At 64.2% G+C, this 12725-nt stretch carries 11 protein-coding genes; 6 read left to right on the top strand and 5 right to left on the bottom strand.

Going from position 1 to position 12725, the window contains the following annotated elements; translation table 11 throughout:
- Nucleotides 1-23 precede the first annotated feature (23 nt).
- The gene (locus MJ603_RS09785) at nt 24-533 is read left to right on the top strand and encodes a GtrA family protein (protein WP_243063526.1); all 510 of its coding nucleotides are present in this window, start codon (nt 24-26) and stop codon (nt 531-533) included.
- A gap of 101 nt (nt 534-634) precedes the next feature.
- Here the strand turns inward: MJ603_RS09785 and MJ603_RS09780 are convergent, their stop codons facing one another.
- The 3 genes from MJ603_RS09780 to MJ603_RS09770 all read right to left on the bottom strand — a co-directional run bounded on the left by MJ603_RS09780 (nt 635) and on the right by MJ603_RS09770 (nt 5909).
- On the bottom strand, nt 635-1648 hold the full coding sequence (locus MJ603_RS09780) for a hypothetical protein (RefSeq protein ID WP_243063525.1): 1014 nt from the start codon (nt 1646-1648) through the stop codon (nt 635-637).
- Between the two features lie 13 nt (nt 1649-1661).
- Nucleotides 1662-5027 carry a glycosyltransferase gene (locus MJ603_RS09775; RefSeq protein WP_243063524.1) on the bottom strand — a complete coding sequence of 1122 codons (3366 nt, stop codon included), beginning with the start codon at nt 5025-5027 and terminating at the stop codon, nt 1662-1664.
- An 87-nt stretch (nt 5028-5114) separates the two neighbouring features.
- Nucleotides 5115-5909, bottom strand: a complete 795-nt coding sequence (locus tag MJ603_RS09770; protein ID WP_243063523.1) for a glycosyltransferase family 2 protein — start codon at nt 5907-5909, stop codon at nt 5115-5117.
- 89 nt (nt 5910-5998) lie between these two features.
- Between MJ603_RS09770 and MJ603_RS09765 the strand changes: the two genes are divergently transcribed.
- The 5 genes from MJ603_RS09765 (at nt 5999) to MJ603_RS09745 (ending at nt 9567) form a co-directional block, all read left to right on the top strand.
- The gene (locus tag MJ603_RS09765) at nt 5999-6928 is read left to right on the top strand and encodes an ABC transporter permease (RefSeq protein ID WP_243063522.1); all 930 of its coding nucleotides are present in this window, start codon (nt 5999-6001) and stop codon (nt 6926-6928) included.
- The gene (locus tag MJ603_RS09760; RefSeq protein WP_243063521.1) at nt 6921-7781 is read left to right on the top strand and encodes an ABC transporter ATP-binding protein; all 861 of its coding nucleotides are present in this window, start codon (nt 6921-6923) and stop codon (nt 7779-7781) included. Before MJ603_RS09765 ends, MJ603_RS09760 begins: the two co-directional genes overlap by 8 nt.
- 85 nt (nt 7782-7866) lie before the next feature.
- Nucleotides 7867-8571 carry a glycosyltransferase family 2 protein gene (locus MJ603_RS09755; RefSeq protein ID WP_243063520.1) on the top strand — a complete coding sequence of 235 codons (705 nt, stop codon included), beginning with the start codon at nt 7867-7869 and terminating at the stop codon, nt 8569-8571.
- A 10-nt stretch (nt 8572-8581) separates the two neighbouring features.
- Nucleotides 8582-8977, top strand: a complete 396-nt coding sequence (locus MJ603_RS09750; RefSeq protein ID WP_243063519.1) for a DUF2304 domain-containing protein — start codon at nt 8582-8584, stop codon at nt 8975-8977.
- An 83-nt stretch (nt 8978-9060) separates the two neighbouring features.
- Nucleotides 9061-9567, top strand: coding sequence for a GyrI-like domain-containing protein (locus MJ603_RS09745; RefSeq protein WP_243063518.1), 507 nt, complete (start codon nt 9061-9063; stop codon nt 9565-9567).
- Nucleotides 9568-9604: 37 nt separating this feature from the next.
- Here MJ603_RS09745 and MJ603_RS09740 read toward each other — a convergent pair whose 3' ends face one another.
- The gene (locus MJ603_RS09740; RefSeq protein ID WP_243063517.1) at nt 9605-11632 is read right to left on the bottom strand and encodes a DUF6541 family protein; all 2028 of its coding nucleotides are present in this window, start codon (nt 11630-11632) and stop codon (nt 9605-9607) included.
- A complete protein-coding gene (galE, locus tag MJ603_RS09735; RefSeq protein ID WP_243063516.1) occupies nt 11629-12624 on the bottom strand; it encodes a UDP-glucose 4-epimerase GalE in 996 nt (331 codons plus the stop codon). Before galE ends, MJ603_RS09740 begins: the two co-directional genes overlap by 4 nt.
- Nucleotides 12625-12725: the final 101 nt, after the last annotated feature.

The following is a 12725-nucleotide window of genomic DNA, read 5'->3' as shown; positions in this document are numbered from 1 at the left end:
GCCGTGACACTACATTAAGAGTGATGCTCACAGACCGCGGTGCGACTGAGACGGCAGCCGATCACGATGCCCAAAGGGTGTCCGAGGCTTCTGCCACTCCTCGCGGCCTGCTGCTCAAGCTCGTCACGGATCAGCGCGTCGCGTTCCTCATTGTGGGTGCCTTCAACACCGTGCTCGGCTGGGCCCTGTTCACGCTTGCGCAGCAACTCATCGGTGTGCACCTCGGCCGCTTCGGCTACATGGTTTCTCTCTATTTGTCGTACGCCGTCGCCATTCTCTGCGCCTTCTTCCTCCACAGGTACTTCGTGTTCAGGGTGCGCGGCCACTTCTGGCTCGACCTCGCGCGATTCACCGTCGTCAATCTCGCAGGTCTCGGACTCAATACGGTTTTGCTGCCTCTCGTCATCGAGACCACAGGGACCGCCCCTGTAATCGCCCAGGGATGTGTCGCGCTCGCCGTCGCGGTGATCAGCTACGGCGGGCACAAGTATTTCTCCTTCAGGCGCACAAAGAAGCACGACGCGGTCTCCTAACGCGAGCCTGGCTGGTTCTCCGCCGCGGACGATGCCATCAGGAATCGGGTCCCCTCGTCGGTATCGCAGATGCCGCCTGCGTGACCCAGTGTCTGGGACAGTCAGCGCTCATTCGGTGGGGTCAGCGGGTGCGGGAACGGCTCGCCTTTCGCAGGAAGGCGAGGCAGCCGACCGGGCAGATGACTGAGCGGGTGGCGCAGAAACGCCGACGGCGGTGATGCCGTGGATGATTCCTTGGCCCCGCGCGGGCGCCCAACAAGGCCAAGTACGGCGCCGGCTTTGCGCACGGGAGCGCTGATCCAATAGCTCAAGAACGGATTCGGCGATCGATGCTCCCAGCCGAGCGCCGCACGCAAGCCTGCGGGATCGAGCAAATGGTCGCGTCCTAGCTCTGCCAGTGCGATCGATCGGAGGCGCTCGGTGTCGACGTCGGCGTAGAACTCCGGCCATAGGTCGCGAGTTCGTTCGGCGACACCCGTTCCGAGGCTCCCCGTCGAGGCGTCAGATCCATAGATCGCAATTTCGGTGCCTTCGGCGGCAGCGTAGAGAATCGCGGTTGAAAGCTGGTTGGACACAACGCGGGGTGCCGACCTCACCAGTGCGAGGATTCGCCCGAGGAACTCGGGATCGCGTCGTGCCCCAGCACTCACCACAGTGTGGCCGAACTTGGTCCACACCGCGCGCTTGTCCGGGCGGTCTAGGTCCTCAGGATGCACGCAGATGACGGCAGGGCCCTCGCGATCCGCGATCTCGCGAGCGAAAGCGACATCGTCACTTCCGACTTCCACGAGACGGGTGCCGTGAACGGGAAAGACGACGGCTGCACTGCGGCGCGACGGTGCACCTGCCGTCAGCGCGCTGAGGTAGAGGAAGGGGGCGCCGATCGCCGTCGTTTCGAACGAGTCGTCCTCGGCACTCCACCCCCGAGCGGCGTGACTCCAGACGAGTCGGCGAGCGGTTTTCGGGAGCGTCGCGAAGTCCGCGAACTGGGCGAGGTTGGGGGAGGTGACGGTCCAACCGTGCTGAATGAGTCCGTTGATGTGTCGCACAGAATCGAGCCCAGCCGCGCGAGCAAGTGCAGCGCTGTGGCCGTAGTAATGGTTCTGAATATCCATAGCGTGAGTGCTGTCAGGCCGTACCGAATATGTTGCGGCGCGATTCCGGGACCTCATACGGGACGAGGTCATGAGGCGACCCCGCGAGCCGGAAAAGACCGGACTCTATGTCGGGAAGGGTGAGTTCGTGGCCCGGTACCGGGATAACGTAGACAGGGCGGTTGAGGGCGGCCGCTTCCCAAAGTGACGTCGAGTACCCACCAACACAGATTGCAGAGCGCTGGACGGTAGTCAAAGTGTCATCCGCGGAAATGGTCACTTTCTCGGACAGACCCGCGGCGGCGAGTTCGGCAGGGATGATGGGCCGCTGAGCAGGGTGTGGGGCAACCACCACCTTGAGATCAGGGCGTTCGCGAACCAACTCCTGAACAAATGCCAGAATGCGGCGAAGTACCCTCGGTTGGGAGATAACACATACGTCCCAGAGCGGCTCTCCTGCATCGCGGCTTGCTGCCGCAATAAGCTCAGGCTGTTGCCGCGGCACGATGACGTGCTCTTGATAGGCATTTGTGCGAGCTGCCCAAAACTCCGACCACGCGTACAGGCGCGTAGCCCCGTAACGAGGCGTGTCGCCAAACCAGAATGTGGGATGGTACCTGCCCGTATCCGCGTACTGGATGTCGGAGACGAGCGCACCGGCACGTTGTGCAGCCACGCTCACCCCGGCCCACCAATGGCTCGAAGAGATCAGGACTTCCTCTGGCTTTACACGATCAAATACGGGTGTCCAGAAGTCCCGTTGGTCCAGGAATGTGAGCAGCCGGCTACGCAGGTGGCTGCCGAGGTCTACGCGGATGCCGAGCGCGTTAGTAAGGGCTTCCTCGAATGGTCGGGCATCGACCTCCGCCTCACGCAATTGCACCCACCGTCGACGGGTGCTCTGGCGCCAGTGGTTGAACTCATGCAACGGATACGTCGTGTTGACGTCATCGACCTCTGGGTACCCGTCAGGCTCTGGCTGAACGACGAACATCGAGCCATCCCGGAAGGCCGCAGTTCGGTAATCGGTTCCGCCCCTCCTGCTGTAGTCAAACACCACTCGCCTCGCAGCGGGTGCCGTCGAAAGTCGCTTGGGCCCGTCATACACATCGCGTACTGGTGTTCCGATCGCGGGTGCCGATCCCCACATCCCGAGTGCTTCGGCAATCTGGATGATCATGGCCGCCCGACCGAGTTCCCATACGTGAACCCCGTCCGCTGTCGTGATGTCGAACAGCCCATAGTCGCGTTCAGCGGCACAAATCCGCTCGAACATTTCGCCGTAACCGAACGGAGGCGCGATGCGGCGCTCGGAGACTGCGTCGCGCAGCACCAGCCAGTCGTACTCGCCCTTGATACTCACCGCGGGCTGGCGTACCGAACCAGCATTATCCACAACGACGCCACCGGCCGTATTCACGGGAATACCAAAGTTGTCAACGCCCGAGGTGATCGGAAACCACGGATGCCGAGCGACCTCTCGTCGGGTCGGGGCAGGCGTTTTTGCCACCATACGCATGAACCCGGACGTCGCAGCTTCCTTACCGAGCGCGATCGCGACGCCACCCAGAGAGCCTAGCGTCGCGGTGGGTAATCCGACCGCACGAGCGATACCACTCTGCCGTGTTGGTTGTTTCACAGCTGGCGCGATGCTCTGGATGACGGAGCTGACGGATGTGGCATTCTCGGGCAGATCACGCGTTGTTGGCTCTTCCGGGCCGAGGTCAGCCGGCCGCGCCTTCGACTTGGCGGATGCCGACAACTGTCGGACCTTCCACATGACATCGCGCGGAGCGCTTTTCGCGAGAGTCGCGATACCTCGAGTAAGTTCACCCAGGGTGAGTTGCTTGGCACCACCTGAAGCAGCGAAGATCGTGTTTCCGACGGAAGGGGTCCCGCCGCTGTAACCAGCGTCGCGGCGTAAATAAGGAAGTACCTCGAGTTCGGGTCCCTTGGTATTGGCGAGGTAGTGACGATCCTCCGATCCGGGAGCGGTCGTGTACGAAATGACTTCATCGCCCACGGCATGGAATTCGATGTGGGTCGCCCGGGGGAGTCTCTGAACCTTGGGTGTCATTACGCGTTCACCGTTGTCAATCTGAAGGTCCTCTAACTCGACAGAGGAATTCACGATTACCTGATGAAGATTCCGTCCGCCCACCCGGCGGAACCGGTGGGAGAGGGCCGACACACTCACGGGCTCCGTGCCAACCGCTGCGAAGACGTCGACGAGGTCGATCCAAATACCACCCGAGTCAAGCAACTGACGATATTGCTCGGCGACAGCCTTGTCGGCAAACCGATTGTCGAAGAGCTCTCGTGCATGGCGTCCGAACGCGATGCGCAGCGGCTCACTCGCGGCAAGCTCAGCTAGGCGCACGGCCAATCCGTCGACGTCGCCCAGCGGCACGATGTATCCGGACTGGCCGTCCTCGATCGCCTCACGGGGTCCAAACTCGAAGTCGTAAGCGACAGTGGGCCGGCCCTGGTACATCGCCTCGATAAGCGGGTAAGGGAATCCTTCCGATAATGAGGTCATCAGCACGATGTCGGCGGTGGAGTAGACATCACTTTCTGTGCCGAACCCTGGCAGGTGCACCCGCTCCTCGAGGCCGAGGGAATTGATGAGCTGTTGCACGGCCACGTAATACGGGTTCAATCGATTGATGTTGCCCCACAACGTGAGCTGGACGGACTTATCGTCGATCAGAGCAAGCGCACGGACGGCATCCAGCTGATTCTTTCGGTGTTGGAACGATGCAGGCAGAGCAATGTTGACGCCGTCGTGACCAACTTGCTCGATGGTCTCTCCGTTCTCCCCCGGGAAATTCGGGATGAACACGACATCAGCTTCATCGAACGTGGGAATGAACTGTGCGCGCAGACCGTCGGCAACAGTCTGAAGGCGGTCGATCACCCCGCGGGATTCGGTCAGCAACTGCCACAACTCGACGTGATGCAGGTAGTCACCATGAATCTGCAAAACAGTGCGAGGTCGTCGAACGTCGCTGCCGATGGCGTGTTTGAAGGCGAGGGATTGCACCGGCGAAGTGAAGATCACCGTGTCATCTGAAGAGAGAGTGGTGTTCAGCTGCCGTAGCGCGGCGAGCTGGTTCGCAGTGAACGAGTAGCGCAGCGAACCGAGTGAGCCCGAAAGAGCCGGATAGTAGTTCCGATGAAGCAGCCGACCACCGTGTGCGGCCAGCGTCTGCAATGCGAAAGCTGGCACGGCCATGTCCAGCGGCCATCGGGGCAGCATGCGATCAGAGCCGTCAGCCGGCCCGAGAAAACTCAGGACCGCGACGGGGTAGCCAGCTTCGTGCAGTCCGTTGGCGAGTTGGGAGACCGATTTGTGGTAGCCAGTCGGACCAGCAAGCTCGTTGGTACAGATCAAGATCATGAAAGGTGTGTCATCCCTCAGCGGATATTGGTGACGGGCACAGGCAGATGAAGCCTAGCCGTCAAGTCTCAGCAGGCCGTGGGCGAGTCAGATCCGGCTCTTGCGCAGGCCCGCGACGGCATCGGTAACGAGGAAGAGTGCAGCGCGCGGCGCCGAGAGGCCCTCCTCCGTGCGCAGCACTCGCCAGACCGCACGGATGGCTCGCCACCGACTGGCGGAGTGTGATCCCGGCCCGGCGACGCGGTACAGCGCGAGGGGTTCGTCGACACCAGCGGCGTGCCCACCATCTCGCAGGATGTGCAGCCACAGCGCCCAGTCTTCGGCTCCCGCGAGGTCGGGCATCGAGACCGCCCCCGCTCGCTCGAGGTCCACCACCGCGGTCAGGCACCCGATCACGTTGCTGTGAAGCAGTTGTGCGTATGTCAGCCGCGACGGCACTCGGACCACCCGTCCCTGAGAACGGAAGGTGTTGACCGAACCGGCGAAGTCGGCGTCGACACGGTGATATGCGCTGTAAACGAGCGTCGCTCCCGTGGCTCCTGCCAGCTCAAGTTGGCGTTCGAGCTTGGTCGGCAACCACAGATCGTCCGCGTCGCAGAATGCAAGGTAGCGACCACGTGCCGCCGCGATGCCGGTGTTGCGGGCTGCCGCCGGCCCGCCCTGAGTGGGCCGCGAGACAAGCTTGACTCGCGCATCCCGGCCTGCAAGCTCCTCGGCGACCGCCGTCGTGTCGTCCGCGGACGCGTCGTCGATGATGATCAACTCAAGGGAGTCCAAGGTCTGATCAAGTACGCTTTGAACCGAGTCACGCAGGGTCCGCGCGCTGTTGAACGCTGGCATGACCACCGTTACCGCGGGTTGCGCACCCTTCTCGAACGTCACGAAGAATGATCGTACCGACGCGAGGCTGAAGACCCGCCAGGCCGAACAAGCGCGTTGCGCGACAGAAACTAGTGAAAGAGGAGCCGAGCTTGACCGATCCGAAGCCGGGGGTGGCCGTCGCGCCACGCCTGACCTCCGAAGCGGCAGGGACGCTTGCCCAGCAGTCGGGTCTGCGCGAGATGGGCATCCGTCCGCCACTCGGCCGCTATATCCGTGGCGTGTGGGACCGCCGTTCGTTCATCTGGAACCTCTCGTCGTCGCGCGCCTACGTGCGCAACCAGGGGTCGTACCTCGGCCAGGCCTGGACCGTGCTCAGGCCGATCCTCGACGCCGCCACGATGATCATCATCTTCGGCTTCGTCTTTCACGGCAGCGCGCCCGGCATCGAAAACCGTGCAGCGTTCATCGTCGTCGGATCGTTCTCGTACTCCTTCTTCCAGGGCATCGTCATGGCTGGGATCGGTTCGATTCCTGCCGACCTGCAGCTCATCCGGTCCCACCAGTTCCCTCGGGCGGTCGTGCCGCTGTCCGCCGTCTTGACCGAGACGGTGCTGTTCGGCCCGATCATGGTGGCGATGGTGGTGCTTGTCGTCTTGACCGGATTCCTGCCGGACATGGGTGGCCCCGTGTTCCCGCACTGGTCGTGGCTGCTGCTTCCTGTGGCCGCTGCCTTGCTCTCGCTGTTCTCTGCTGGAGTCGCGTTGTTCTTCGCCCGGCTAGGTGCGAGAACGCCCGACATCGCGAACGTGGTGCCGTTCTTCCTCTCACTCGGACGTTTCGCTTCGGGCGCGACCTTTTCGATCGCCGGACTGACCGGACACGACAGCTGGTTCAGACCGTTGCTCTTGTATCAGCCCGTTCAAGTCTTCTTGGAGCTGATTCGATCGTGTTTCGGTAACGAGCCGCTCATTCCGATGGCGCCCGGCCTCTGGCTGCTCGCCATCGTGTACGCGGTGGGCGTCTTCGTCATCGGGTTCCTGTTCTTCTGGGGTGCTGAGGAGTCGTACGGCCGTGACTGACGACATCGACTACGAGATCGACGCCGAAAACCTGCCGAAGCGGGTGGTGAAGCGACCCCTGGGGTCGCCCTCAGTCATCGTCGACGACGTGCACATCACCTACCGCGTCTTCGGCGCACGCAAAGGCGGCACAACCCAGACGAAGACGTCACTGATCAACCGCGCCATCAGCGTGGGCCGACCCGATACCGGACCCATCACCGAAGTGCGCGCAGTGCGAGGAGTGTCGTTCGTTGCGCAGCACGGCGAGTCCATCGGCATCGTCGGCACCAACGGCTCGGGCAAATCCACGCTGCTACGGGCGATCGCAGGGCTGCTCCCTCCCACCAAGGGCCGCGTCTTCGTCTCGGGTGAGCCTGCTCTCCTCGGTGTGAACGCCGCTCTGCTGCCCAGGCTCACCGGCGAGCGGAACATCACGATCGGCGGCCTCGCCCTCGGGCTGAGCCTCCGAGAGGTGCGAGAGCACACACCGGAGGTGGCGGAGTTCGCCGAGCTCGGCGACTTTCTCTACCTGCCGATGAGTTCGTACTCTTCGGGCATGGGCTCGCGGCTGCGGTTCGCGATCTCGACGATGCAGACTCCCGACATCCTGATGATCGACGAGGCCCTCGCCACCGGCGACGCGTCGTTCCGCAAGAAGAGCACCGAGCGCATCGAGCAGATTCGCGACCACGCCGGCACCGTGTTCTTCGTCTCGCACTCCCTCGGTTCCGTGCGCGCGATGTGCACCCGCGTGCTGTGGATCGACAAGGGTCTGCTGGTCGCCGATGGAGACGTTGACGAGATCTGCGATGCATACGACGCCTTCGTCAAGGGGCGGACGGGCGCGGCCGCAGGTGCCAACCTCAACTGAGCGCCGGCGACGCCCCCGCGCTCTTGAAGCGGCCTCGCCCGAGGCCTCGCCGACAGCAGCCCGGCCCTCTGCCAGAATGGATGCCATGAGCACGGCCGCCCCTTCCCGTCAGGACGGGTCGACCATCGATGACGTCTGCATCGTCGTTCCGCTGTACAACGAAGCGCCCGTCATCGGCGGCGTGATCGCCGACCTGCGTCAGCACTTCGCGCACGTGGTGTGCGTGGATGACGGCAGCAGCGACGGCTCAGGAGCGATCGCCGAGAAGGCCGACGCCCGCGTGCTGCGCCATCCGGTCAATCTGGGGCAGGGTGCCGCAATTCAGACCGGCATCTCGTACGGCCTCGGCCTTCCCGGCATCGCCTATGTCGTCACGTTCGACGCCGACGGCCAGCACCGCATCGAAGACGTGATCGGAATGCTCGAGATGGCCCGGGAGAAGGATCTCGCCGTGGTCTTCGGCTCCCGATTCCTCGACAACCGCACGAAGTCCGGCTGGGCGAAACGGATCGTTCTCAAGACCGCGGTGTGGGTCACCAACAAGACCACGGGATTGCGGCTCAGCGACGCGCACAACGGTCTGCGTGTCATCCGCTCGGATGCCGCCAAGAAGGTGAACCTCACCCAGGACCGGATGGCACACGCGACGGAGATCGTGCTTCAACTGTCGCGCACCAGGCTGCCATGGGGTGAATACCCGGTCGAGGTGCTGTACACCGACTACTCGCGAGCCAAGGGCCAGTCGCTCTGGAACTCGATCAACATCCTCGTCGACCTGCTCATCCGTTAGGAGTTCAGCCATGTGGATCAAGATCATCCTGGTGCTGGGCATCATCGTCATCGGCGTGCTGCTCGCTCGTCCGGCGAGCGGCGACCGGCACCTTGCGCTGCGGCGGCTGTTCATGGTGTTCCTCGTCGCGGTCGCCATCGTCGCGGTGCTGCTGCCGGACTGGCTGACGTGGCTCGCTCACCTGATCGGTGTCGGTCGCGGAACAGACCTTCTGCTCTACGTGCTCGTGATCGCGTTCCTCGTCTTCGTCTCGACGACCTTCCGACGCAATGTCGTGCTCGATCGCAAGATCGCGCTGCTCACCCGTGCCGTGACGCTCGCCGAGGCGCGGGCGGAAGATGCCGAACAGAATCAGCTCAACGTGAAGGCGCCGACTGACGATTCGGCGTCCTCCGGCAGCGCCTGATCAGGCGGTTTCGCGACCGCCGAATGCGACATTCAACCCGCACACCCGGTATACGGAGCGCCGGATGGGCGCATGCTGGACTGATGGCTGAAGAACTCGTTGCTGAAGAACCTCACGTCGTTGAGCGCGCCGCCACGCCCTATGTCGCGATTACCGCGAACGTCACGATGAACGATATCGGCGCCGTTCTGCCGCCTCTGTCGTCAGAGGTGTTCGAGTGGTTGCGGGTGAACGGGATCGCGCCGGTGGGTGCACCGTTTTGGAAGTACGACGTCATCGACATGGAACACGGCCTCCAAGTGGAGGTCGGAGTGGCGGTCGCAGAACCGGCTGATGGGGATGCTCGGGTCCATGCCGGGATGTTGCCCGCTGGCCGATATGCGACCGTGCTGCATGTCGGACATCCGCAGACGCTGGAGACGGCCACCGCGCGGCTGTTGCAGTGGGGCAACGAAAGCAACCTGAAATGGGACGCCTGGCCGACGCCGCAAGGGGAGCGCTGGGAATGCCGTCTGGAGATCTACCACGATGAGCCCGGCCAGCCCATGGACGAGTGGGAGACCGAACTCGCCTTCAGGCTCGCCGACTAAGTGCGCCTGAAGGCTCCGTACAGTCCGGCGAAAGAGATCAGGAACAGGCCGTGATCTTCAGCAGCCGAGCCGAACCCTCGTGGTCCACTTCGGTGGCCACTCCGGCTCGCACCAGGCCGCCGAGTCCCGTGTAGCCGGCGGTGAAATTGAACCCGAAGCCGGTCTTGCCCGCATCCTTGGCGAAGGTGCCGAAATCCAGTACGTACTCCACGTGCAGAGTGCGAACCGCTTGGCACACGGCAGGGTTCGACTTCGCCTGATTCAGGCCGGCATTGATGACGCCGGCATAAGGGGAGATGCGCGCACTGAAGTGCGGGTTGAGCACCGGCCTGTTGACCAACGCGTACGCGTAGGCGGTTCCCGTCCACGGATCGCCGGCGATGAGCACCGTGCTCGGCACCTCTCGCGGTAGCCGTTCGATCAGCGTGCGTTCGTCGTCCGAAAGCACCGGCGCCTTCGCACCGGCCGTGTAGGTCGCACGCGTTGCGTTCACCTGATGCCACACAGCAGGCGAGCCCTGTGTCGCGGCGACAAGCACGACGATCGCGATCACGCCAAGTGTCGCCGACAGCGTGGCGCTCGAGCCGCGACCGGCGTTCTCGGCCGTTGCACCTGCATCCGTTCCAGGCTGCCTCTGCGAGCTCATGGAGGACGTGGCGAGTTGCCACAGCCAGACGGCGCCGATGATCGCTACGGGGATGCTGACCACCGTGAACAGCGCATAGAGCCGCGGCGGATCACGGTAGAAGAGACCGGTGATCATCCAGCGGAGCTTCCACGACGGAAGCGAAGCTGCCACCCCGAACAAGAAGAGGCCGATCGCCCAGGAGCCCAGGTACCACCGCGCGCCTGGCCTCATCACCAGGCGAATGAGGCCGAGCAGGGTCAGGATGCCGACGGCGAGCGCCAAAGGCGTGCCCGATTTCGAGTACGTGACCGCTTCCCACAGCGCTGCCTGCGGGCTCGTGTAATTCACCCACGGCGTCGTGGAACCCAGCCGCCCCTCGTAGATCCACACGATGACGAAAACCAAAACGGCGACCGCGAGGATCGCCCAGACCAGCACCTTCGACACGGGCCTGCGCAGCGTGCGCACGAGGCCCACGACGAGCACGACGACGAGCGGCACCAGCAACGCGGCCCAGGCGAACACGACGGCCGGCTGGGCCAGCCCGATCGCGATCAGGATGACGAGCACCAGCCAGAGGTCGGTGGCGGCCGACTTCCACTCGCCGTGGAACGCGTGCAGCAGAACCTTCGCGCCGAGTGCGAGTGCGATCGGCAGGAAGGCGAGCGCCAGGAAGTACGGGTAGAGCACGCCGAAGCTGACCATCAGGAGTGGGAAGCCGGGGACGGCAGCTGCCAGCACGCCGGCTGCGACGATGGCGACGCGGCTCCCGGGCAGCAGCGTGCGCGCGAGAAGCATGAGTCCGGCCGGCCACGCGAACGCCGCGATCGCCACGTTCGTGATGTTGGCGCCGACGGGGATCGACACCCCGGTCGTCTCGATCACGAGCGACGTGAGCGAGTGCCATGCCGCCGGGTAGAACGTGCGCGTTCCCGGTGGGACCACCAGCTGATCGATGTGGAACGACGAGGCGTTGCCGGTGTCCTCGATGAAGCGCAGGGCGTTGAGGTGGAAGATCGCGTCGAAGGTCTGCGAGATCGAATCGGGCGATACGAACGCGATGGTGGTCTGCACCACGATGGCGATCGCCGGGATGCCGATTGCGGCCACCAGCATCCAGATCAGCCTGCGATCCACGCCCTCCGTCGAGTCGGGTCGGCCCCGCACGCGCCAGAACCTTCTCGAGACAAGGGCACGCACGACCGCCACGACGAGGATCACGATGAGCACCGAGATGAACACCCAGACCGGCGACCAGTCGACGTGCACCCACGGCAGCACGATCGCGAGGACCGCGAGGAGCGCGACAGTGATGGCGGGAGCGGATGCGTACAGCTTGATTCCTCGCACGCCCGCCACGGCGCCAACGAGAACCCCCGGAACGTAGAGGATCGCCAACGCGACGACGAATGCCGGCAGTGCTTCGATCCAGGTCACGAGTGTTCGGTCTCCTGTCGGCCGCGCCCCGCCACGTCGCCGCGAGCGTTCCACGCCGACTCCACCATGTCGGACAAGGAGTATCGCGAGCGCCAGCCGAGTTCGCGTGCCGAGCGCGAGACGTCCGCCACCACGCTCGAGGGATCCCCCGGCCTGCGATCCGCCACGACCGGTGCCAGGGGTCGGCCGGAGACGGATGCCAGAGCGTCGATCACCTCTCGCACGCTCACTCCCCTGCCCGTGCCGATGTTGTACACGTCGTGCTGCGGACGGTTCGCAAGTGCCTCGAGCGCGGCGACGTGCGCCTCTGCCAGGTCGAGCACGTGCACATAATCGCGTACGCCGGTGCCGTCGGCGGTCTCGTGGTCGTCGCCGTAGATGATCGGGGGCTCATCGCGAAGAATCCTGTCGATAGTCACGGTGAACAGGTTGGCCACCTGATCGTCCGCGAGGTCGGGCCATCCTGCACCGGCGACGTTGAAGTATCGCAGGCTCACCGACGGGATGCCCGCGGCCGCCGTCGCCGCCCGCGTCAGCCACTCGCCCGCCAGCTTCGTCTGGCCGTACGGGTTGATCGGCGCCGTCGGGATGTTCTCCCCCACCGGCTCGTCGGAGACTTCGCCGTAGACGGCCGCCGACGACGAGAAGACGAACGAGCGCACGGCCGTGTCGCGGATGCCGCTGAGCACGTTGGCGAGCGCGCCGAGGTTCTCCCGGTAGTAACGCTCGGGCTGCAGCACCGACTCGGGCGCGCTCTTCAGCGCCGCGAAGTGCAGCACGCCATCGACGCCGTGCTCGCGGACGATCTCGCGCACCTCGTCGGCAGCCTCGGGAGAGGCGAGGTCCGTTTCCACCAGCACGGCGCCGTCAATGCGGTGTCGCCTCCCGGTCGACAATCTGTCGATCACGATGACGTCGTCACCGCGGGCGAGCAGGAGGCGGACGACATGGCTCCCGATGTAGCCTGCTCCGCCTGTCACGAGAACAGACACCCGGCGATTGTATTAGTCCGGGGCTCGGTCTCGGGTGGGAGCCGGGGCCAGCCGGTACCTCCGCGGCCGGACGCGCGCCACGGACGTCCTACTATGTTGCG

Origin of the sequence: Humibacter sp. RRB41, from assembly GCF_022761015.1 — a bacterium.
GTDB lineage: Bacteria > Actinomycetota > Actinomycetes > Actinomycetales > Microbacteriaceae > Humibacter.
Note: the sequence above shows the minus strand (reverse complement) of the source record. Positions and strands in the feature narration are given on the sequence as shown.